General features: G+C 63.7%; 19 protein-coding genes, 1 tRNA gene and 2 pseudogenes. 17 read left to right on the forward strand and 5 right to left on the reverse strand.

The window, feature by feature from the left end:
- Window positions 1-487: 487 nt before the first annotated feature.
- Window positions 488-1,426: a tyrosine recombinase XerC gene (locus ACXAJV_RS11590; protein ID WP_475085469.1), complete on the reverse strand. Its 939-nt coding sequence runs from the start codon at window positions 1,424-1,426 to the stop codon at window positions 488-490.
- A complete protein-coding gene (locus ACXAJV_RS11595) occupies window positions 1,405-2,094 on the reverse strand; it encodes a DUF484 family protein (RefSeq protein WP_475085470.1) in 690 nt (229 codons plus the stop codon). The genes ACXAJV_RS11590 and ACXAJV_RS11595 overlap by 22 nt, the downstream gene beginning before the upstream one ends.
- A gap of 165 nt (window positions 2,095-2,259) precedes the next feature.
- Between ACXAJV_RS11595 and ACXAJV_RS11600 the strand changes: the two genes are divergently transcribed.
- From ACXAJV_RS11600 to serA, 10 genes are all read left to right on the forward strand, one after another.
- Entirely contained in the window at window positions 2,260-4,416 is a 2,157-nt protein-coding gene (locus ACXAJV_RS11600) for a primosomal protein N' (protein ID WP_475085472.1), read from the forward strand.
- A 219-nt stretch (window positions 4,417-4,635) separates the two neighbouring features.
- On the forward strand, window positions 4,636-5,358 hold the full coding sequence (locus tag ACXAJV_RS11605; RefSeq protein WP_475085474.1) for a TerC family protein: 723 nt from the start codon (window positions 4,636-4,638) through the stop codon (window positions 5,356-5,358).
- 271 nt (window positions 5,359-5,629) lie between these two features.
- Window positions 5,630-6,169 carry a F0F1 ATP synthase subunit delta gene (locus tag ACXAJV_RS11610; protein WP_475085476.1) on the forward strand — a complete coding sequence of 180 codons (540 nt, stop codon included), beginning with the start codon at window positions 5,630-5,632 and terminating at the stop codon, window positions 6,167-6,169.
- A 4-nt stretch (window positions 6,170-6,173) separates the two neighbouring features.
- A complete protein-coding gene (atpA, locus tag ACXAJV_RS11615) occupies window positions 6,174-7,706 on the forward strand; it encodes a F0F1 ATP synthase subunit alpha (RefSeq protein ID WP_291890002.1) in 1,533 nt (510 codons plus the stop codon).
- A gap of 32 nt (window positions 7,707-7,738) precedes the next feature.
- Window positions 7,739-8,626 (forward strand): F0F1 ATP synthase subunit gamma, encoded by an 888-nt coding sequence (locus ACXAJV_RS11620; protein WP_475085477.1) that lies wholly within the window; start codon window positions 7,739-7,741, stop codon window positions 8,624-8,626.
- An 18-nt stretch (window positions 8,627-8,644) separates the two neighbouring features.
- The gene (atpD, locus tag ACXAJV_RS11625) at window positions 8,645-10,084 is read left to right on the forward strand and encodes a F0F1 ATP synthase subunit beta (protein WP_475085478.1); all 1,440 of its coding nucleotides are present in this window, start codon (window positions 8,645-8,647) and stop codon (window positions 10,082-10,084) included.
- A gap of 31 nt (window positions 10,085-10,115) precedes the next feature.
- Entirely contained in the window at window positions 10,116-10,517 is a 402-nt protein-coding gene (locus ACXAJV_RS11630; RefSeq protein WP_475085480.1) for a F0F1 ATP synthase subunit epsilon, read from the forward strand.
- A gap of 290 nt (window positions 10,518-10,807) precedes the next feature.
- The gene (gene lepA, locus ACXAJV_RS11635; RefSeq protein WP_475085481.1) at window positions 10,808-12,616 is read left to right on the forward strand and encodes a translation elongation factor 4; all 1,809 of its coding nucleotides are present in this window, start codon (window positions 10,808-10,810) and stop codon (window positions 12,614-12,616) included.
- A gap of 84 nt (window positions 12,617-12,700) precedes the next feature.
- Window positions 12,701-13,228, forward strand: coding sequence for a peroxiredoxin (locus ACXAJV_RS11640; RefSeq protein WP_475085483.1), 528 nt, complete (start codon window positions 12,701-12,703; stop codon window positions 13,226-13,228).
- Between the two features lie 119 nt (window positions 13,229-13,347).
- Window positions 13,348-14,556 (forward strand): phosphoglycerate dehydrogenase, encoded by a 1,209-nt coding sequence (gene serA / locus ACXAJV_RS11645; protein ID WP_475085485.1) that lies wholly within the window; start codon window positions 13,348-13,350, stop codon window positions 14,554-14,556.
- Between the two features lie 53 nt (window positions 14,557-14,609).
- Here serA and ACXAJV_RS11650 read toward each other — a convergent pair whose 3' ends face one another.
- From ACXAJV_RS11650 to msrA, 3 genes are all read right to left on the reverse strand, one after another.
- Window positions 14,610-15,341: a DUF4386 domain-containing protein gene (locus ACXAJV_RS11650; protein WP_475085487.1), complete on the reverse strand. Its 732-nt coding sequence runs from the start codon at window positions 15,339-15,341 to the stop codon at window positions 14,610-14,612.
- Between the two features lie 120 nt (window positions 15,342-15,461).
- Window positions 15,462-16,136, reverse strand: a complete 675-nt coding sequence (locus tag ACXAJV_RS11655; protein ID WP_475085489.1) for an HAD-IB family phosphatase — start codon at window positions 16,134-16,136, stop codon at window positions 15,462-15,464.
- 89 nt (window positions 16,137-16,225) lie between these two features.
- The gene (msrA, locus tag ACXAJV_RS11660) at window positions 16,226-16,879 is read right to left on the reverse strand and encodes a peptide-methionine (S)-S-oxide reductase MsrA (protein WP_475085491.1); all 654 of its coding nucleotides are present in this window, start codon (window positions 16,877-16,879) and stop codon (window positions 16,226-16,228) included.
- Between the two features lie 139 nt (window positions 16,880-17,018).
- On the opposite strand from msrA, the gene ACXAJV_RS11665 reads away from it, so the two are divergent.
- From ACXAJV_RS11665 to ACXAJV_RS11695, 7 genes and pseudogenes are all read left to right on the forward strand, one after another.
- Window positions 17,019-17,108: transfer RNA gene (locus ACXAJV_RS11665), tRNA-Ser, on the forward strand.
- 3 nt (window positions 17,109-17,111) lie between these two features.
- The gene (locus ACXAJV_RS11670; RefSeq protein ID WP_475085997.1) at window positions 17,112-18,020 is read left to right on the forward strand and encodes an RHS repeat-associated core domain-containing protein; all 909 of its coding nucleotides are present in this window, start codon (window positions 17,112-17,114) and stop codon (window positions 18,018-18,020) included.
- A gap of 66 nt (window positions 18,021-18,086) precedes the next feature.
- On the forward strand, window positions 18,087-18,662 hold the full coding sequence (locus ACXAJV_RS11675; protein ID WP_475085492.1) for a DUF805 domain-containing protein: 576 nt from the start codon (window positions 18,087-18,089) through the stop codon (window positions 18,660-18,662).
- 106 nt (window positions 18,663-18,768) lie between these two features.
- Window positions 18,769-19,220, forward strand: a pseudogene (locus tag ACXAJV_RS11680) (IS6 family transposase); the annotation flags it as partial.
- A 34-nt stretch (window positions 19,221-19,254) separates the two neighbouring features.
- Window positions 19,255-20,115, forward strand: a complete 861-nt coding sequence (locus tag ACXAJV_RS11685) for an RHS repeat-associated core domain-containing protein (protein ID WP_475085998.1) — start codon at window positions 19,255-19,257, stop codon at window positions 20,113-20,115.
- 40 nt (window positions 20,116-20,155) lie between these two features.
- The gene (locus tag ACXAJV_RS11690; RefSeq protein WP_475085494.1) at window positions 20,156-20,515 is read left to right on the forward strand and encodes a hypothetical protein; all 360 of its coding nucleotides are present in this window, start codon (window positions 20,156-20,158) and stop codon (window positions 20,513-20,515) included.
- A 177-nt stretch (window positions 20,516-20,692) separates the two neighbouring features.
- A pseudogene (locus ACXAJV_RS11695) lies at window positions 20,693-21,388 on the forward strand (IS6 family transposase).
- Window positions 21,389-21,439: the final 51 nt, after the last annotated feature.

A 21,439-nucleotide genomic window follows, 5' to 3' on the forward strand; every position in this document is an offset into this window, starting at 1 on the left:
CGAGCTCCGCACGCTCCCGGGCACAAGGGACTGAGCTCATGCCTCCCATCCCGGAAACCGTCTGCGATGGTAAGGGCAAATGAGAGGGTGGGGATAAGTTTGCGATATCCGCCCCAACCACCGTCATCCTGACGAAGGTCAGGACCCAGATCGTAAAGCGGAATTTTGGCTAAGTGGGCTCATACCGAATGTCGGCGATGTGCGGGATAAGTGCGCGTTCGCGGCCACCCGGCCCTATGAACTGGGCCCTGACCTTCGTCAGGGTGGCGGTGATGGTTGCGGCCTTGCCCCCCCCCTCTCCCCGACCGGGGAGAGGGCTGAGGCGCGGTTCGCGAAGCGAATTCAACAGGCCGGGGGCCTGTTGAAAGCAACGAAGAGGTGAGGGGCGGCCGCATAGCGGCCCACTCAAGACTCTTCTCAGCGCTGACGCGCGCCCCTCATCCGCCCTGCGGGCACCGTCTCCCCAGACGGGGAGAGGCGTACCGCACTAGCCCCGCCGGGCGCGGGGGTGGGTCTGGTCGTAGATGGACATCAGGCGGCGGGTTTCGACGTCGGCATAGACCTGGGTGGTCGAGAGGCTGGCATGGCCGAGCAGCTCCTGGATGGCGCGCAGATCGCCGCCATTGGCCAGAAGGTGGGTGGCAAAGGCGTGGCGCAGGGCGTGGGGGGTGGCGCTGGCGGGCAGGCCGAGCCGGCCGCGCAGATCGCTCATCAATGCCTGGACGCTGCGGGCACCCAGTGCGCCGCCGCGCGTGCCGCGGAACAGGGCGGCGCCGGGCTCCAGATCGAAAGGACACTGACGCGCATATTCCGCGCAGGCCTCGCGCACGGCAGGCAGGACCGGCACAACGCGCATCTTGCCGCCCTTGCCGGTAATGCGTAGCGTCTCGCCCAGCGGATGGTCACGGCCGGTGAGGCCGAGCGCTTCGGAGATCCGCAGACCGCAGCCATAAAGCAGGAGCAGGATGGCGCTGTCGCGGGCCTGTACCCAATCGCGCCCGTCGTGATGACCGGTTTCGGCGATGAGATCGCGAGCGGCTTCCTCGCTCACTGGTTTGGGTTTCGAGCGGGCGAATTTCGGCCCCTCGATCAGGGAGAGGGCGGCGTTTTCCAGCGACCAGCGCCGCCGGGCATAGCCGAAAAAGGTGCGCACGGCCGAAAGCTCCCGGGCCAGCGAGCGGGCCGACAGGCCGCCGCGGCGGCGATCGGCCATCCAGGCGCGGAAATCGCTTGCGCGCAGGGTGGCGAGGTCGGACAGGGCAGGCGCGCAGCCCAGATGCAGGCCGAGGAATTCGGCAAACCCGTCCAGATCGCGGCGATAGGCGTCGAGCGTGCGGGCGGCGAGACGGCGCTCGCCGGCGAGATGGGCGTAGAAGGCGTCCAGTGCGGCGCCCAGGGGCAGGGTCAGCGCGTGTGATGCAGCCATTGCACGATCATGCGCTCGATGGCGCGCGCGAGGAAGTTGAGAAGTTCGGTTCCCTGTCCGGCCTCGAACAGGTGCGCATCGCGCGCAGCCAGCGCCATCAGCCCGTCCTGGCCGTGGAAGTCGAGCCGTACAACGGCCTCGCTCTTCACCCGCGCCCCCTGCTGGCCATAAAGCGCATGGGCGATCTCAGTATCGACCGGGCCGAGCCGTTCCACCTTCTGGCCCAGCACATCGCCAACAAAGCCTTCGGAGGCGCCGAGAATGGACTCGCCAGCCCGCAGCGGCGCGTGCCCTTCGATCAGGATACGGCAGACATCCACGCCGAGCGCGCCGGTCAGGCGGCCGGAAATCTTGCGGTCCAGCGCGGTGAGGCTGTCGGCTTCCAGGAGGGCGAGGACCGCCATGTGGATCTGGGACTGGGTCGCCAGATTGGCGCGCGCGGTCTCGACAATGCCGGCATTGAGTGCCTTGAGCTGGCGCACCTCCTCGAGCAGTTTCTCGCGTGCGGCCGAGCCGAGATCGACGACATCGCTGCCCGCGCCGCGCCGGGCGAGCAGGGCCATCAGCTCGGCATCCTCGCGGACGATATCGGGATGTTCCATCAGATAGGCGCGCACGGAGGCCGCATCGAGCCGGAGGTCGTCATCCTGGTCTGCGCTGCCGGTCATGTCTGGCTCCCTGCCCGTTTCGCGTGCCAGTTTTGGCGTATTCCCTTTCCGAAATGCAAACCCGTCTGCCAGCGTCGGCTCACTCCACAGCGGTGCAGCTGCCGGGACTGTCGCAAACCGGGCGGGGGCGGTTAAGCTTGGCCGGAATCGAGGACAAGCCCGACCGTGTCACGCCGCATCGCCGCCATCCTGTTTCCGCTGCCGCTGCCGGAAGCCTTCGACTATGTCGTGCCGGACGATGTCGAGGTGCAGCCGGGCGATCATGTGCTGGCCCCGCTGGGCAAGCGGCTGGCGCGCGGCGTGGTCTGGGCCATCAAGCCGGACGATCCGGATCGCAAGCTGAAACCGCTCGACAGCGCGACCGGCGGTCCGCCCCTGCCGGGCGGCACGCGGCGCTTTGTCGACTGGCTGGCGCGCTATCTGGTGCAGCCGCCGGGGATTGTGCTGCGCTCGGTCTTGCGCGCGACGGATGCGCTGAAACCCTCGCCGACTGAAACGGTCTACCGCCCGGGCGATGGCGATCCGGGGCGGATGACGGAGGCGCGCCAGCGCGTCCTCGACGCGGCTGCGGCGCTGGGCGAAGCGACAGCGGCCGATCTGGCGCGTGAAGCAGGCGTGACGGCCTCGGTGGTGAAAGGTCTGGCCAAGTCCGGCGCACTGGCCGAGGAAAAACGCCTGGTCGATCCGCCTTTCGACGAGCCGGATCCCGATCATGCCGGGCTCGATCTGACCGCCATGCAGGGCGAGGCGTCCGGCGTGCTGCGCCGCCTGGTTCGGGCCGGCGGATTCCAGTCGGCCTTGCTGGACGGGGTGACAGGTTCGGGCAAGACCGAGGTGTATTTCGAGGCCGTGGCCGAGGTGCTGCGCCGCGACCCGAAAGCCCAGATCCTGATCATGCTGCCGGAGATCGCGCTGACCGAGGCCGTTCTGTCGCGCTTTGAAAAGCGCTTCGGCGTGAAACCGGCCCTGTGGCATTCCGGCGCCGGGCCGAAAAACCGCCGCCGGGTCTGGCGCGAGGTGGCCGAGGGGCGGGCGCGGATCGTGGTGGGTGCGCGCTCGGCGCTGTTCCTGCCCTTCATGAAACTCGCCCTGATCGTCGTCGACGAGGAACACGACCCGACCTACAAACAGGATGAGGGCCTGGCCTACCAGGCCCGCGACCTGGCCATTGTCCGTGCCAAGCTGGAAGGGGCGATGGTGGTGCTGGCCTCGGCGACGCCCTCGCTGGAAAGCCTCGCGAATGTGCAGGCCGGCCGCTATGTGTATGTGCATCTGCCTGCGCGGCCGGGCGCGGCCATCCTGCCGGAGATCGGAACGATCGATCTGCGCGAGACCCCGGCGGAGAGTGGCTGCTGGCTGTCGCCGCCGCTGGTGGCCGCCATGGCCGAGACCTGGGCGCGCGGCGAGCAGAGCCTGCTCTATCTCAACCGCCGGGGCTATGCGCCGCTGGTGCTGTGCCGCGCCTGCGGTCACCGCATGGTGTCGCCGGACACTCAGTCCTACCTCGTCGAGCACCGCTATACCGGCCGCCTGGTCTGCCATGTCACGGGCTTTTCCATGCCCAAGCCGAAAGCCTGTCCGGAATGCGGGGCGGAGGATTCGCTGACCAGTGTCGGGCCGGGTGTCGAGCGGGTGGCCGAGGAGGCCAAGCGGCGCTTTCCCGAGGCGCGGGTGGAGATCTATTCCTCCGACACCCAGCGTGGCGCCGAGATCGTGGCGGCAATGGAAAAGGGCGAGATCGACATCCTGGTCGGTACCCAGATTGCCGCCAAGGGCCACAACTTCCCCAATCTGACCCTGGTTGGCGTGGTGGATGCCGATCTGGGCCTGGCCGGCGGCGATCCGCGGGCCGGGGAGCGCACCTTCCAGACCCTGGTCCAGGTGGCCGGCCGGGCGGGCCGCGCGGATCGTCCGGGGCGGGCGCTGTTGCAGACCCATCAGCCCGAGCACGAAGCGATCCAGGCGTTGATTGCCGGCGATCGCGACCGTTTCCTCGACATGGAATTCATGGCGCGCGAGGCGCTGGGCCTGCCGCCCTTTGGCCGGCTCGCCGCGATCGGGTTGATGAGCCAGGACCCGGCGAATGTCGAAAAGGCTGCTGCCGACTGGGCCGCTGCGGCGCCGGTCACTGACGGGGTGGAGATCTGGGGGCCGGCCGAACCGCCGCGGGCGATGGTGCGCGGCTGGCACCGCCGCCGCATCCTGGTGCGCGCCGACAAGACGGTCGATATCTCCGCCTATCTGCGCGCCTGGGCAGGACGGGTGAAGACACCGTCCTCGGTGCGGGTGTCAATCGATGTGGAGCCGTATAGTTTTATTTGAGGAACGGGTTCTGCGCAGACACCTGTAGCCCTCAGCACCGTCATCCTGACGAAGGTCAGGATCCAGATCATCGGATGAAGCGGTGCGAGGTCTGGCGTCACCCGGTTTCGCGATCTGGGTTCCGGCTTTCGCCGGAATGACGGTCCGGAGAGCGGCCAGCAGGCTGGACAAGGTGGCGCCAGTTGCGAGTATGCGCCGGATGCCACTCACGGACCGATCATGCTCGAAGCCCTGCTAACTCCCGAAGTCTTCCTCTCGCTGGCCACGCTGACCTTTCTGGAAATCGTGCTGGGGATCGACAATGTGATCTTCGTCGCGCTGATGGCGGGGCGGTTGCCGGAAGCCCAGCGGCCGAAGGCGCGGGCGCTCGGGCTGGGCTTGGCGCTGATCTTCCGGGTCATCATGCTGTTCGGCCTGGTCTGGATTGCGCATCTGGAGGAGCCGGTTTTCTCGATTTCCGGTTTCGACGTGTCCTGGCGGGATGTGATCCTGATGGGTGGCGGTCTCTTCCTGATCGTCAAGGCAACGCTGGAAATCCACCATTCGGTGGAGGGCGAGGGCGCCCATAACGAGAATCCGGTGGCGGCGGCCTTCGGGGCGGTCGTGTTCCAGATCGTGCTGATCGACATCGTCTTCTCGCTGGACAGTGTGATCACGGCGGTCGGCATGACCGACCATCTGCCGGTGATGATCACGGCGGTCGCCATCGCCATGGCGATCATGCTGCTCGCCTCGGGCACGGTGTCGCGCTTTATCGAGCGGCATCCGACCACCAAGATGCTGGCCCTGTCCTTCCTCCTGCTGATCGGTGTCGCACTGGTCGCCGACGCCCTGCATTTCCATATCCCGCGCGGCTATCTCTACTTCGCCATCGCCTTCTCGCTGTTCGTCGAGACGATGAACATCCTGGCGAAAAAGGCGCGGCGGAAGGGGGCGCCATAAGGGCGTTCGCCCTTTGAGGGCCCGATGTGCGTCGCACAGAGGACGGGTATCGCGCGAAAAACACTGTCCGTGCGCTGAAACGCCCGGTGTGAGTGGCTTGCTGTGCCCCTATGCCTGTGCTATCGCAGCGCCGAACCACGGGAACGTGCGGTGCAACACCGTATGTTCGTTTGTGGAAATCGTTGAATAACAAGCACTTGCGCCATTCCGGCGATCTACGGGTGCCATCCAGCTAGAGAGTGACGTCACGGTGAAGACCGGCGAAGACGCCATGACAGCCAACGCGGCAGGACGCTACGCAACTGCCCTGTTCGAGCTGGCGAAGACCTCGGGTGCCGCTGACGCGGTGGAAGCCGACCTGTCGGCTTTCCGCGCGATGCTTGAGGAATCCCCGGAACTGGCCGAGGCGCTCGCCTCGCCGCTGCACCCGGCCGACGCCAAGGATGGCGTGCTGGCCGAGCTGGCGAAGAAGGCCAAGTTCAACACGCTGACCCGCAACATGTTCGGCGTGGCCGCGCGCAATGGCCGCGCGGGCGAGCTGGGCGCTGTCGCGAAGATCTATGCTGCGCTGGCTGCGGCCGACCGCGGCGTGGTGACCGCCGACGTGACCACGGCAGCGGCGCTGACGAAGAAACAGACCGAGGCCCTGGCGGCTTCGCTGAAGGGTGCCTTCGGGCGCGAGATCGAGGTGCGCACGGATGTGCGGCCCGAATTGTTGGGCGGGCTGATCGTGAAGGTCGGCTCCCGCATGTTCGATAGTTCCCTCCGCACCAAGCTGGACGGGATGAAGAATGCGATGAAAGAGGCCTAGGTCCATGGACATCCGTGCCGCAGAAATCTCTGCGATCCTCAAGGATCAGATCAAGAATTACGGTTCCGAAGCGAAGGTTTCGGACGTTGGTAGCGTGCTGTCCGTCGGCGACGGTATTGCCCGCGTCTACGGCCTGGACGAGGTGAAGGCCGGTGAGCTCGTCGAGTTCCCGGGTGGCATCAAGGGCATGGCCCTGAACCTCGAGCGCGACAATGTCGGCTGTGTGATCTTCGGCGACGACCGGGGCATCAAGGAAGGCGACACCGTCAAGCGTCTCGGCTCGATCGTCGACACCTCCGTGGGCAAGGGCCTGCTGGGCCGTGTCGTGGACGGTCTGGGTGAGCCGATCGACGGCAAGGGTCCGCTGAAGGATGTTGCCGAGCGCCGCCGCGTCGACGTGAAGGCACCGGGCATCATCCCGCGGAAATCCGTGCACGAGCCGATGGCAACGGGCATCAAGGCGATCGACGCCATGATCCCGGTCGGCCGCGGCCAGCGCGAGCTGATCATCGGTGACCGCCAGACCGGCAAGACCGCGATCGCGCTCGACACGATCCTGAACCAGAAACAGGTCAACGAAGGCGATGACGAGAGCGCCAAGCTCTACTGCATCTACGTCGCCGTCGGCCAGAAGCGTTCCACGGTCGCCCAGATCGTGAAGACGCTCGAGGAAAACGGCGCGATGGACTACACCATCGTGGTCGCCGCGACCGCTTCGGACCCGGCTCCGATGCAGTTCCTGGCACCGTTCACCGCCTGCGCCATGGGCGAGTACTTCCGCGATAACGGCATGCACGCCCTGATCGTGTATGATGATCTGTCCAAGCAGGCCGTCGCCTATCGCCAGATGTCCCTGCTGCTGCGCCGTCCGCCGGGCCGCGAAGCCTATCCGGGCGACGTCTTCTACCTGCACTCCCGTCTGCTGGAGCGCGCGGCTAAGCTGAACGACGCCAATGGCAATGGTTCGCTGACGGCCCTGCCGGTCATCGAAACCCAGGCCAATGACGTGTCGGCCTACATCCCGACCAATGTGATTTCGATCACCGACGGCCAGATCTTCCTCGAAACCGACCTGTTCTACCAGGGCATCCGCCCCGCCGTGAACGTGGGTCTGTCGGTGTCGCGCGTGGGTTCTGCCGCCCAGACCAAGGCGATGAAGCAGGTTGCCGGCAAGATGAAGGGCGAACTGGCCCAGTACCGCGAAATGGCGGCCTTTGCCCAGTTCGGTTCCGACCTCGACGCCGCGACCCAGAAGCTGCTGAACCGCGGTCAGCGCCTGACCGAGCTCCTGAAGCAGCCGCAATTCTCGCCGCTGTCGATGGAAGAGCAGGTCTGCGTGATCTACGCCGGTACGCGTGGCTATCTGGACGGCCTGGCCGTGTCGGACATCGCCCGCTACGAAGCCGACCTGCTGCGTCACCTGCACGCCGAGCACGCCGACCTTCTCTCCTCGATCCGCGAAGAGAAGAAGCTGACCGACGACTCGGAAGGCAAGCTGAAGGCGGTTCTCGACAAGTTCACCGAACACTTCGCGTGAGCCTGATCGAGACCAACCGCTAGGAGAGCCTTATGGCGAGCCTTAAGGACCTGAAAAACCGGATCGAAAGCGTCAAGTCGACGCAGAAGATCACCAAGGCGATGCAGATGGTCGCCGCGGCAAAACTGCGCCGGGCGCAGGAAGCCGCGGAGGCCGCGCGTCCCTATGCCGAGCGCATGTCTGCGGTGATGGCCAATCTGTCGGCCGCCATGGCCGGCACGCCGGGCGCGTCGCCGCTGCTTGTCGGGACCGGCCAGTCGGAAACCTATCTTCTGGTCGTGATGACGGCCGATCGCGGCCTGTGCGGCGGCTTCAACACGAATATCGTGAAGAAGGCCCGCGAGCGCATCACGGCGCTGCAGGCGGAAGGCAAGACCGTCAAGCTGATCTGCGTCGGCAAGAAGGGCGGCGACCAGCTCAAGCGCCAGTTCGCCAAGCTCATCGTCGAGCGGATCGACCTGTCGGGCGAGAAGACTATCAGCAGCGCCACCTCGGGCCGGATCGGCGAAAAGATCCGCATCATGTTCGAGAATGGCGAGTTCGATGTCTGCGAGCTGGTCTCGGCGGAATTCGTGTCGGTGATCTCGCAGAAGCCGCGCGCGAAAGTGCTGATCCCCGCGATCGATGCGATCGACGAGGGCGTGGAACGGCCCGACCTGAAGGGCGCGATCTACGAAGCCGAGCCGGATGAGGAGACGATCCTCAACACGCTGCTGCCGCGCTATGCCGATACCGTCATCCTGTCCGCCCTGCTGGAAAACGTGGCAGGCGAGATGGGGGCCAAGATGGCCGCGATGGACAACGCCACGCGCAATGCCGGCGAACTCATCGACAAACTGAACCTTGTTTATAACCGCACGCGTCAGGCGCAGATCACCACGGAGTTGACTGAGATCATCTCCGGCGCCGAGGCCCTCTAGGCGAGAGGAATACCCGCTATGAGCACATCCAAAGGCCGTATTGCCCAGATCACGGGCGCTGTCGTGGACGTTGAGTTCGAAGGCACCCTGCCGGACATCCTCAACGCCCTGGAAACCACCAATGACGGCAAGAAGCTCGTCCTCGAGGTCGCCCAGCACCTCGGCGAGAACACTGTCCGTACAATCGCCATGGACGCGACGGAAGGCCTGCAGCGCGGTACGGAAGTGACCGACACGGGTTCGCCGATCACGGTTCCGGTCGGACCGGGCACGCTTGGCCGCATCATGTCGGTCACCGGCGAAGCCATCGACGAAGCCGGCGACGTGGCCCACACGCAGCGCGCGCCGATCCACCGTCCGGCCCCGTCCTTCGACGAGCAGGCCACGGCTGCTGAAATCCTGCCGACCGGTATCAAGGTCGTCGACCTGCTCTGCCCCTACGCCAAGGGCGGCAAGATCGGCCTGTTCGGCGGCGCCGGCGTCGGCAAGACGGTTCTGATCCAGGAACTGATCAACAACATCGCCAAGATGTTCGGCGGCTACTCGGTCTTCGCCGGTGTGGGTGAGCGGACCCGTGAGGGTAACGACCTGTACTGGGAAATGATCGAATCCGGTGTGAACAAGGATCCCAAGGAACATGGCGGTTCCACGGAAGGTTCGCGTTGCGCCCTGGTCTTCGGCCAGATGAACGAGCCGCCGGGCGCCCGTGCCCGCGTCGCCCTGTCCGGTCTCGCCCAGGCGGAGTATTTCCGCGACGAGGAAGGCAAGGACGTGCTGTTCTTCGTGGACAACATCTTCCGCTTCACCCAGGCCGGCGCCGAAGTGTCCGCCCTTCTGGGCCGCATCCCGTCCGCCGTGGGTTACCAGCCGACCCTGGCCACCGACATGGGTGCTCTGCAGGAGCGGATCACCTCGACCACCAAGGGTTCGATCACGTCCGTGCAGGCCGTTTACGTGCCGGCCGACGACCTGACCGACCCGGCCCCGGCCACCACCTTCGCCCACCTGGACGCGACCACGGTTCTCAACCGCGCGATCTCGGAAAAGGGCATCTACCCGGCCGTGGACCCGCTCGACTCCACCTCGCGTATCCTCGAGCCGCGCATCGTCGGCGAAGAGCACTACGCCACGGCGCGCCGCGTTCAGGAAATCCTCCAGCGCTACAAGGCTCTGCAGGACATCATCGCGATCCTGGGCATGGACGAGCTGTCGGAAGAGGACAAGCTGACCGTGGCCCGCGCCCGTAAGGTCGAGCGCTTCCTGTCGCAGCCGTTCGACGTGGCTGAAATCTTCACCGGCTTCCCGGGCATCCAGGTGCCGGTTGCGGAAACCGTGAAGGGCTTCAAGGCGATCTGCGACGGTGAGTACGACCACCTGCCGGAAGCGGCATTCTACATGGTCGGCACCATTGAAGACGCTGTGAAGAAGGCCGAGAAGCTGGCCGCGGAAGCTGCATAACGCAGCTTCGGTCTAACCGGAGACACGCCTGATGGCTGACAAACTCCATTTCGATCTTGTCTCGCCGGAGCGCCGGGTGTTTGCCGGCCAGGTGGACCAGGTCGTGGTCCCCGGCGAAGAGGGCGATTTCGGCGTACTGCCGGATCACGCCCCCTTCATGTCGGTGATCCGTCCGGGTGCCATCGCGGTGATGAATGACGGTTCGGTCGAGCGCACCTTCATCCATGGCGGTTTCGCCGAGGTGACACCGGCCGGCCTGACCATCCTGGCTGAAGAAGCCGTGCCGGTTTCCGAGATCGACGCCGAAAAGCTCGCCCAGGACCTGGCCAATGCCCGCGAGGACGTCGCGGTGGCCAAGACCGAGGAAGAGCGCGAGCACGCCGAAGGTCTTGTCGAGAAGTACGAGGCGATGCAGGTGGTTCTGGCGAACTAGACTGTCGCCCGCGCAAGAATCTGAAAAGGCCGCTCCTTTCGGGGCGGCCTTTTTCGTTTGGGGGGGGTGCAGAAGGGCTCGCCCCGCTTGCGGGGGAGCTGTCCGCGTAGCGGGCTGAGGGGGCGGCGCGAAGCGGCGCAGAGCGCGTCAGCGCGCAGACTTGCCCCCTTCGACCTCACCCGCCCCAAGGCCGGGCTCGGCCACTTCCCCCGCTCACGCAGGGGAAGCCTCGCAACTCAACAGCCCATCCCGCTTGGCCAAACCCCTTTTGAATGCTACGTGCCCGCGCCATGAGCACAGATCCGTCCCTGATCCGAAATTTCTCCATCGTCGCCCATATCGACCATGGCAAGTCCACGCTCGCCGACCGGCTGATCCAGGTCACCGGCGGGCTCACCGAGCGTGAGATGAAGGAGCAGGTGCTCGACTCGATGGAGCTCGAGCGCGAGCGCGGCATCACGATCAAGGCGCAGACCGTGCGCCTCGACTATACGGCCAAGGACGGCAAGACCTACGTTCTCAACCTGATCGACACGCCCGGCCACGTCGACTTCGCCTATGAGGTCAACCGCTCGCTGGCGGCGTGCGAAGGCTCGCTGCTGGTCGTCGACGCCTCGCAGGGCGTGGAAGCGCAGACCCTGGCCAATGTCTACCAGGCCATCGAGGTCGACCACGAGATCGTGCCCGTGCTCAACAAGATCGACCTGCCGGCCGCCGAGCCGGACCGGGTCAAGGAGCAGATCGAGGATGTGATCGGTATCGACGCCTCCGAGGCTGTCGAGATTTCCGCCAAGACCGGCCTGGGCGTGCCCGATGTGCTCGAGGCCATCGTCAAGCGTCTGCCGCCGCCCGCCACCGGCGATCCGAGCGCGCCGCTCAAGGCGATGCTGGTCGACAGCTGGTATGATCCCTATCTCGGCGTGATCTGCCTGGTGCGGATCATCGAGGGTACGCTGAAAAAGGGCATGAAGGTGCGTCTGATGGGCACCGGTGCGGCTTACCCGGTCGACGGTGTCGGCGTGTTCCGGCCCAAGAAGGAAAGTATCGCCGAGCTGGGCCCGGGCGAGATCGGCTATCTCAACGCCTCGATCAAGCAGGTGCGCGATGCCCGGGTGGGCGATACGGTCACCGACGACCGCAACCCCGCCGACAAGGCGCTGACCGGCTACAAGCCGGCCCAGCCGGTGGTATTCTGCGGTCTGTTCCCGGTCGACAGCGCCGAGTTCGAGGACCTGCGCGAGGCGATCGAGAAGCTCGCCCTCAACGATGCCTCCTTCTCCTTCGAGATGGAAACCTCGGCCGCGCTTGGTTTCGGCTTCCGTTGCGGCTTCCTGGGGCTGTTGCACCTTGAGGTGATCCGCGAGCGGCTGGAGCGGGAATACGATATCGAGCTGATCACCACGGCGCCCTCCGTGGTCTACCGGCTGAAAATGACCGATGGCAGCGAGATGGACCTCCACAATCCGGCGGACATGCCCGATCCGATGAAGATCGAGAGCATTGCCGAACCGTGGATCAAGGCCACCATCCTGGTGCCGGACGAGTATCTCGGCGGCGTGCTCAAGCTGTGCCAGGACCGGCGCGGCATCCAGACCGAGCTGACCTATGCCGGCAACCGCGCCCTGGTCGTCTACGAGCTGCCGCTCAATGAGGTCGTCTTCGACTTCTATGACCGTCTGAAGTCGGTCACGAAGGGCTATGCCAGCTTCGACTATCAGTGGATCGAGGACCGCATCGGCGATCTGGTGAAAATGTCGATCCTGGTCAATGACGAGCCGGTCGACGCGCTTTCCATGGTGGTCCACCGCGCGCGCGCCGATGTGCGCGGCCGGGCCATGTGCGAGAAGCTGAAGGATCTGATCCCGCGGCACATGTTCAAGATTCCGATCCAGGCTGCACTGGGCGGCCGGATCATCGCCCGTGAGACGCTTTCGGCCCTGCGCAAGGACGTGACGGCGAAATGCTATGGCGGCGATGCCTCGCGCAAGCGCAAGCTGCTGGACAAGCAGAAGGCCGGCAAGAAGAAGATGCGCCAGTTCGGCAAGGTCGAAATTCCGCAGGAGGCTTTCATCGCCGCGCTGAAGATGGACGATGACTAGCTTGTGATGGTCAGGGCCTTGTCCCGGCCGCCAAACGCCTCATCTTGTCTGGCGACACTGTCTCGATCCGAGGAGGGGATCCCCATGCGTCATCTTATTGCCGGCCTTGCCGCCATCGCCGCCATATCCGCTCCGGCTTTCGCCGAGCTTGAACCGGGCGATACCGCGCCGGACTTCACCGTTGAGGGCTTCCAGGCCGGCGAAGCGGTGAGCTTCCATCTCGCCGAGGCGCTCGAGAGCGGACCGGTCGTTGTTTTCTTCTTCCCGGCGGCCTTCACCTCGGGCTGCGAGGCCCAGGCGGCCAGCTTTGCCGAGGCGATCGACCAGTTCGAGGCCGAGGGTGCGCAGGTGATCGGCATCACCGCCGGCAATACAGATCGTCTCGCGGACTTCTCCACCCAGCACTGCGCCTCGGCCTTCCCGGTCTTTGCGGTCTCCGACGGGATGATGCGGGATTATGAAGTCGGCCTTCTGATGCGTCCGGGCTGGACGTCGCGCACATCCTACGTGATCGATCAAAATTCGACGATTGCCCTCACCTGGTCGGAAATGAACCCTTATGAGCATGTCGACCGGACGATTGCCGCGGTTCGGGCGCTGAACGCGGAATAGTCTTGCACGACGGGCCTGGCGGGGCGCCGCCGCGGGCTGTGGACATAAGGGGATTTGCATGTTGCGCTGCGGCGCAGCACGCCTAACTTAACCCCGACCGATCCTCAGGAAACCCCGCCATGTCCGACACTGTCGTCCTGTTTGAAAATGTGCACCCGCTCGCCGACCGCGCCTTCGAGGCCGCCGGTCTGCCCATTGAGCGACATGCGGCCGCCCTGGCCGTTTCCGATCTGCATGACCGGCTGTCCGGTGCACGGCTGGCCGGCATCCGCTCGCGCACCAGGATGGACAAGGCGGCCTTCGACGCCGCGCCAGGCCTGCAGGCGCTGGGCTGTTTCTGCATCGGTACCAACCAGGTCGATCTGGACACGGCCGAGGCGCGCGGCATCCCCGTCTTCAACGGGCCCTTCGGCAATACGCGCTCGGTCGCAGAGCTGACCCTGGCTTCCGTGATCATGCTGATGCGCGGCATTCCCGCCCGCTCCTCAGCGGCCAAGCGCGGCGAATGGCAGAAGTCGGCGACCGACTCCCATGAGGTGCGCGCCAAGAAGCTGGGCATTGTCGGCTATGGCAATATCGGCTCCCAGCTCTCCGTGCTCGCCAGCGCTCTGGGCATGCATGTCTATTTCTACGATATCGAACCCAAGCTGGCGCACGGCAATGCGCGCTCCTGCGGCTCACTGGACGAGCTGCTGGAAATCTCCGACGTGGTGACGCTGCACGTCCCCTCGACCGAGCAGACCCGCAACATCATGAACCGCGACGCCATCGCGAAGATGAAAAAGGGCGCCATCCTGATCAACCAGGCGCGTGGCGACCTTGTCGATATCGATGCCCTGGCGGACGCGCTGGAGAGCGGCGCTCTTCTCGGTGCGGCGGTCGACGTCTTCCCCAAGGAGCCGGCCTCCAAGGACGAAGCCTTCGTTTCGCCCCTGCAACGATTTGAAAATGTGATCCTGACACCGCATATCGGCGGTTCGACGCTGGAGGCCCAGGCCTCGATCGGCGAGGACGTGTCCAGCAAGCTGGCGCGCTATCTCTCCCAGGGTTCGACGAAAGGCGCGGTGAATGTGCCGGAGATCGAGCCGGGCGAGATCAAGGCCGGCCGGGTGCGCCTCCTGAGCTTCCACGCCAATGCGCCGGGCTTCCTGACACGCCTCAACGAATCGATCTCCTCGACCTCGGCCAATATCGCTGCCCAGCGCCTCGAGACGCGCAACGGGCTGGGCTATGTGGTGTCCGATCTGGAAGGTCCGCTGCCGGACGATTTCCTCGACCGCGTCAACGCGCTGGAAGGCTCGATCCGGGCCAGGCTGATCCGGCCGTAGGGGCGTCCGGGCATCGTGCCGGCCCCAACCGGCAGGATGCCCGCGCGCATTCGCTAGACCGGCGCCCGGTCAGTCAGGGCGGCGTCCCACTTTTTGCGGCTCAGCCCGGCCAGCAGCAGCCATGCCGTGAAGGCAAATTCGGGCAAGGCGGCCGTCAGCAGCAGCAGGCTTCCCGCCCCGGTCAGCGTCGGCAGCGCGAAATGGACGATCCCGAGCGTCAAGTAACTCAGCCCGGATACGCCCACGAGCAGGCCCAGGACCGCCGGAAAATAGCCGGACCGGAACAGCAGCACGCCGAGCGCAGCGCCGTGCAGGCCGAACACCATCAGGCCGAGAACATAGCCCTCGCTATGCAGCTCGAGCGCCGCGAGCGCGGCAAGCTCGGCGGTCGGGCCGTCGAGCTGTCCGGCCAGAGGCGTTTCGCCGAGCAGTACGAGCGGTGCGATCATGGCGAGCAGGTTCGCGCACATCACCGCACACATGACCAGCCGCGCCGACAGGGCGAACAGCGCCAGACCGCGATCCACCGGTGAGAGCAGCCGGTAGAAGGTCACTGCCAGGACGATGTCGAGGCCGAACACAAGCAGGTCTGCCATGATGCCCAGGCGGAAGAGCGTGTTCTGGTCGCGGATCGCGCCGGCGGTCGCACCGGCATCCTGCCAGTCGATCAGGACGCCTCGTACGGCCAGCTGGGCAAAGAGCCCGCACAGGATAATGGCGAGATAGGCCAGCCCCGAAAGGCGGGCGAGGGTGACGGGATGGCGGGGTATTGAAGCGGCGGTCATGCGGACTCCGTTGGCTGGTTCGACTTGTCTGCCGTCAGCCTGACCCGACCGCCTGTCGGCGTCTCGCCGATTTCGGAATCGGCGAAACAGGGCACAATAAAACGTCGATCGGAGCGTGCGTCACACCCCCAGCAGCTTGCCCAGGCCGTCCACCGTGCGCACATAATCGGCGCCGGAATACTCGCACGCCGCTACGACGACATCGCGCCGCGCGATCAGGCCGAAACCGATGAAACGGTCGGCCGCGCCGCTCTCGAAAGCCTCGAAATCGGTCATCCCGTCGCCGACAATGATCGTCTCGGCACTCGCTGCAGCGATCCGGTCGAGCACCTCCGCCTTGCCGCCATTGCGCGAGAGCGGACTGTCGATGTCCAGTCCCACCACCCGGTCGTCCTGCCAGACGAAACGGTTGGCGTGGATATCGCCGCGCTGGAAACCCAGATCGCCCAGCACCGGTTCGATGAGGTCGGCAAAGCCGCCGGAGATGGCGTGGATCTGGTCGCCGCGCGCGCGCAACTTCTTCAGAAGGGGCGCCATGCCCGGCGTGACGCGCTGGCGCAGGCGCTCGGCCATGTCGCCGACCCCGCTCCTGTCCAGCGCTGCCAGTTTCAGCCGCGCTTCCAGGCTGTCGCGCAGGGCCATGCGGCCGGTCATGCCGGCATTGGTGATCTCGTGCAGGCGGCGGCGTGCCTCGGCCGCGTCCGGCAAGGCCGCCAGCGCGGCCTCGATGGCCGTGTCCAGGGATTCCACGCGCAGCAGCGTCGAATCCACGTCAAAGGCGATCAGTCTTTGCAAGCGAATGTCCTGTCGTTCGAGTTGTCAGCGCCTTATGCCAGCCTCGACGAGACCGCCCGCACAGGCAACAGGCCCGCGTAATAGGAACGTCAGGCCGGGATGCCGGTTCCGATCGGGCAGACCACGCCGGTGCCGCCGATACCGCAATAACCGTCCGGATTCTTCGCCAGGTATTGCTGGTGATAGTCCTCGGCATAGAAGAATTCGCCGGCCGGTTCGATAACGGTCGTGATTGCGCCGAGCCCCGAACGGTCCAGTTCGGCCTGATAGCGCGCCTGGCTGGCGCGGGCGGCGTCGATCTGGGCCGCGTCGAGGGTCTGGATGACCGAACGGTATTGCGTGCCCTGATCATTGCCCTGGCGCATGCCCTGGGTCGGGTCATGACCTTCCCAGAAAACTTTCAGGAGATCGTCCAGCGACAGCTGCGCCGGATCGAAGACCACGCGCACGACTTCGGCATGGCCGGTACCACCCGAGCACACTTCCTCATAGGTCGGATTGGGCGTGCTGCCGCCGGCATAGCCGACCGCCGTGTGCCATACGCCCTGCGTCTGCCAGAACAGGCGCTCCACGCCCCAGAAACAGCCCATCCCCAGCACGATTTCCTGCATCCCCTCAGGCACATCGGCCTTGAGGTCCCGGCCGGTGATGAAATGCGTCGGCGCGGTGGCGATGGCACCGGGGCGGCCGGGCAGGGCACGCTCGGCGGGGATGATCTGAGACTTCCAGACAGGGTCGGACATGGCGGGCTCCAGGGTCGCGCTTTGCCCTGCAAAGATAGGCGTTCGCGCGCCGATTGCCAGCCTGTGCAGCGGCACCGCCGGACCTGCTGACTCAGTCCTTGCCGAATGCGCACTGATGGGTATAGTCCGCGCCTCCTGCGGTGAGGTGGCCGAGTGGTCGAAGGCGCACGCCTGGAACGCGTGTAGGCGGGGAACCGTCTCGTGGGTTCGAATCCCACCCTCACCGCCATTTATCTCTGTCCAAAATCATCTCGGCTCGCCGGTTGCGGCGACGAACGCTTCGGGCACGCTGTTGTGGCGGGAGGACTACACGCCGTTCGGCGAGGCGCGTCAGCAGCCGGCGGCGAATGACAATGGCGAGAGCTATACCGGCCACATCGCCGACACCGATACCGGCCTCATCTACATGCAGGCCCGCTACTACGACCCCGCCATCGGACGCTTCCTCTCCTCGGATCCCGTCGGGTTCGCAAGCGGCGGACCGGCGTACTTCAACCGGTATGCCTATGTCGGGAATAATCCGCTCAATGCGACAGACACGACGGGGGAGTGTGCTAACTTGTGCACGGGTGGCATTGGAGCCGGAATTGGTGCAATCGTGAATGGTGGCGCTTATGCTTGGAAGGCGAACCGAGAGGGCAATTTTACTTGGACCGGTTTCGGAGCGAATGTAGTTGAAGGAGGAGCGGTCGGCTTCGCTATTGGTTCCGGAGCGGGACTGTTAACAATCGCTGCTACGGGAGCCCTCTCGAATGTGGGTGAAAGAGCTGCAACCTCGTACGCTGATGGGACTGCAGGTGAGAGGTATGGGTTCGATGGATCTGCGCCAGATAGTTTTGGCGAAGCGATTGATACAGCTCAAACAGTTGCGGGTGATGCATTGGTGGGCGGTAGTGTCTCCTTGCTAGGAGCAGGCGCTGGTCGTGTTCTCACGTCCGCAGCACCTGGTGGGCGTTCCATATTGTCAGAGACCTTGGGGCCACTTGCACGAGGCGGTCTCAAAAATTCCGGAGCAATGGCCAACAGTCCGGTGGGCCAGGCGGCTATCGCGGAAGGGCTTGTCAATACGCTCAACCCTGCGGCGGTCGAAGCGCTTCGCAGCGTTGGCGCGGAGCAGATCGTGGACCTTGAAGATCAATGAGCCACGACATGCCGAGGGTGTCATTCAGTCGCTTTCACGGGCTCGCCGTCGCTAAAGGGGGGCACGATGTGGAACGGTGCGTTTGATCCGAGCCGAGCGCGATTTGCTTTTACTCCTTTTGGTCGTACAGGGCCGCTTTTGTCGGTAGAGGGAGTCGCCGCCCACAAAGAGTCGGGCGACAGGTTTTTCTGGCTCGTGGCATTGTCGTTTTTCTTTGGGCCGCTGGGTGTGGTGGCTGTTGCTAACGTGGCCGGTTGGACTTTCCCGACTGCGGTGAACTTGACTTTGGGGGCGCTGTTGCCGGTTGGGATGGTCATTTATGGCTATTCGGCAATTTGTTGGAATATTCGCCGACTCCATGACCTGGGTAAAAGTGGTTTTTTTGTATTGATCCCGGTTTTATATAATTTTTCTTTTTTGCCGTCCGCTGTGGCCGGGTATTTTATTGGGCGCGTGGTTTCGTTGTTGTTTTTTCGTGACCTTGAGTTCGTTATTTCTATGATTGGATTAACGCTTCTATCGGCATCCTATCTGTTCTTTGTTTATCTCCCACATTCGCAACGATGGCGTAGGAATATTGTGGTGGCAGCGGGGGATTCGGCCAGTAACCGCTACGGCAGTGTCAGATTAAACACGCGCTGAGCGCGGTCGAGCGGAATCGTAGCCTCCGCCACGGTCAGCTCAACTGGGGGCACTGTCAGAGGAAAATGGGTTTGAGCCGGCAGGCCTGATTGCGTAGCTTTTGCCGATGCGCAATCCGTTCCGGTACTTCAAGACGTCGCCTGAGATCATCCGCCTGGCGGTGATGATGTATGTTCGTTTTCCGCTCTCGCTGCGGCACGTGGAAGACCTGCTCCATGAGCGCGGTATCGACATTACCCACGAGACGGTGCGGTTCTGGTGGAACAGGTTTGGGTCGGTCTTCGTGAAGTCGATCCGAAAGCGTAGGGTTCAGAACGGGCAATATTCGAACTGGCCTGGCGCCTGGACGAAGTTTTCGTCCGCATAAACGGTGAGCGTCATTACCTTTGGCGCGCCGTCGATCACGAGGGCGAAGTGCTAGAGGCGTTTGTCACTAAACGCCGAGATCGCAAGGCAGCGCTACGGTTTCTCCGCAAGGCGATGAAGCGATATGGCCATCCAGGAGTGGTCGTGACCGATAAGCTGAGAAGCTACGAGTCAGCGCTTCGCGAACTCGGGACCGCTCCGCTTTAGTCCGACAGCACCGCCATTTATCTCTGTCCAAAACCATCTCGGCTCGCCGGTTGCGGCGACCAACGCCTCGGGCACACTGTTGTGGCGGGAGGATTACACGCCGTTCGGCGAGGCGCGTCAGCAGCCGGCGGCCAATGACAATGGCGAGAGCTATACCGGCCACATCGCCGACACCGATACCGGCCTCATCTACATGCAGGCCCGCTACTACGACCCCGCCATCGGACGCTTCCTCTCCTCGGATCCCGTCGGGTTCGCAAGCGGCGGACCGGCGTACTTCAACCGGTATGCCTATGTCGGAAATAATCCCCTCAATGCGACAGACCCGACAGGGATGTATACCGCACCGGGGGATCGTTTCCCGACTCCAGAAGAAGCTGGGGAAGATGCGGTGCGATCCGAAAACCCGGCGTCAATAGCTGGCAATGTGGAGCTGGGTGGCACAATTGAGCGCGAAGTAACCACCATCGAACATTTTGAGGGTGATACGTTGGAGATTGTCGAGTACTACGCAACAAGCAATTCGGGAAATGGGAACTCTGTAAGTCAAACGGGGAGCGCGTCCACTACTGTCGGAGTTTGGCATGCGCATGCCGACTATTCGACCGTGGATTCGAACGGCAACATTTCCCCGGTCGACCCGAGTTTGCCCCAAGCGCAGCGGCAACAGATGGACCAATTCGACAGCGAAAATTTCTCTTCAACGCCCGGGGTTACTCCGGCCAATGCAGCGCCTGGTGCGCAAGTGGGCGATATCCAAAACGCGGATTATTACGCGTCTAGGACCTCTGCCAGTCGAGCCCAGTATGGAGAGACTTTCAGGTCTCACTTAGGAACGCCCAGTGGCGCGTATCGTGTCTACACGCCGCCAAATCAGTAATTTTCAGTTGAGGGCATCCACCAGCATGGGGAGTTGGATCGTGAATAAATTTGCTGGAATTTGTGCGGCAGTGCTGGTGAGTGCATCCGGCGGCTCTGCCTGTGCTACGCAAGATGGCGAAGCTAGTGTGATAGGGTCGCTTCCCGCTTCCGAATTTCCGATTGTTGAAACTGCGTTCCGGGATTTCTTCTTAGAGCGGGAGGACATCGGCTGCTTCGAAATTTTTGTTTCTAGGAGTGAACAAGGCATCCATGTGATGTTTCTGCGCGCTGAGATGCGCGGCATTCAATCTGAACAAGCCGACAGAATGGGTGCTGAACGAGCTCAAGCATGTGGCCCTGGTGCAAGATATGACTTCAGTCCAGACGGCCATCTGATTAGCAAAACTTATATCCGGTGATTAGCAAAACGGCAGTGTCACGTGTGGACGGCCCCTTCTGCGCAAGGGTTGATTTGAGCGATTTTTGATCGTTGCGGGTTGCGGTCATGTGTCCGGCCTGTTGGCGCGGTGCTTGTGACGGCACTGTCAGAGGAAAATGGGTTTGAGCCGGCAGGCCTGATTGCGTAGCTTTTGCCGATGCGCAATCCGTTCCGGTACTTCAAGACGTCGCCTGAGATCATCCGCCTGGCGGTGATGATGTATGTTCGTTTTCCGCTCTCGCTGCGGCACGTGGAAGACCTGCTCCATGAGCGCGGTATCGACATTACCCACGAGACGGTGCGGTTCTGGTGGAACAGGTTTGGCCCGTTCTTCGCAAGGTCGATCCGCAAGCGCCGTGTTCAAGATGGATGCTATTCGAACTGGGCGTGGCATCTCGACGAGGTTTTTGTGAAGATCAATGGTGAGCTTCATTACCTCTGGCGCGCTGTCGATCACGAAGGCGAAGTGCTCGAAGCGTTCGTTACCAAACGTCGAGATCGCAAGGCAGCATTGAAGTTTCTGCGCAAGGCGATGAAGCGGTATGGCCGTCCGAAAATGGTCGTCACCGACAAATTACGCAGCTACAAATCCGCGCTTCGGAAGCTCGGAAATGCAAACCGCCAGGAGACCGGGAGGTGGCTCAACAATCGGGCTGAAAACTCGCATCAGCCCTTGCGGCGCCGGGAGAAAGGCATGAACCAGTTCAGGTCGATGCGAAGTCTCCAGAAGTTCGCCGCGGTCTAATCCTCAGTTCACAACCATTTCAATCTCGAACGCCACGTTTACTCCCGATCCGATTTCAAGGAGAACCGTCTTCGAGCTTTAGTCGAATGGCGTCAGCTCGCGGTCTGAGATAGGGGCAGTTCCGATCTCTTGAGACCAGTCCGCGTTTGTCTGACAGCA

Source organism: Maricaulis sp. ABE4_448 (assembly GCF_056160825.1).

Bases quoted from the DNA above. Each gene is read 5' to 3' on its own strand.
- ACXAJV_RS11640 (WP_475085483.1), top strand. From the start codon at position 12,701: ATGCGTCATCTTATTGCCGGCCTTGCCGCCATCGCCGCCATATCCGCT.
- ACXAJV_RS11650 (WP_475085487.1), bottom strand. From the start codon at position 15,341: ATGACCGCCGCTTCAATACCCCGCCATCCCGTCACCCTCGCCCGCCTT.
- serA (WP_475085485.1), top strand. From the start codon at position 13,348: ATGTCCGACACTGTCGTCCTGTTTGAAAATGTGCACCCGCTCGCCGAC.
- atpD (WP_475085478.1), top strand. From the start codon at position 8,645: ATGAGCACATCCAAAGGCCGTATTGCCCAGATCACGGGCGCTGTCGTG.
- ACXAJV_RS11610 (WP_475085476.1), top strand. From the start codon at position 5,630: ATGACAGCCAACGCGGCAGGACGCTACGCAACTGCCCTGTTCGAGCTG.
- atpA (WP_291890002.1), top strand. From the start codon at position 6,174: ATGGACATCCGTGCCGCAGAAATCTCTGCGATCCTCAAGGATCAGATC.
- ACXAJV_RS11620 (WP_475085477.1), top strand. From the start codon at position 7,739: ATGGCGAGCCTTAAGGACCTGAAAAACCGGATCGAAAGCGTCAAGTCG.
- ACXAJV_RS11590 (WP_475085469.1), bottom strand. From the start codon at position 1,426: ATGGCTGCATCACACGCGCTGACCCTGCCCCTGGGCGCCGCACTGGAC.
- ACXAJV_RS11630 (WP_475085480.1), top strand. From the start codon at position 10,116: ATGGCTGACAAACTCCATTTCGATCTTGTCTCGCCGGAGCGCCGGGTG.
- lepA (WP_475085481.1), top strand. From the start codon at position 10,808: ATGAGCACAGATCCGTCCCTGATCCGAAATTTCTCCATCGTCGCCCAT.
- msrA (WP_475085491.1), bottom strand. From the start codon at position 16,879: ATGTCCGACCCTGTCTGGAAGTCTCAGATCATCCCCGCCGAGCGTGCC.
- ACXAJV_RS11675 (WP_475085492.1), top strand. From the start codon at position 18,087: ATGTGGAACGGTGCGTTTGATCCGAGCCGAGCGCGATTTGCTTTTACT.
- ACXAJV_RS11605 (WP_475085474.1), top strand. From the start codon at position 4,636: ATGCTCGAAGCCCTGCTAACTCCCGAAGTCTTCCTCTCGCTGGCCACG.
- ACXAJV_RS11595 (WP_475085470.1), bottom strand. From the start codon at position 2,094: ATGACCGGCAGCGCAGACCAGGATGACGACCTCCGGCTCGATGCGGCC.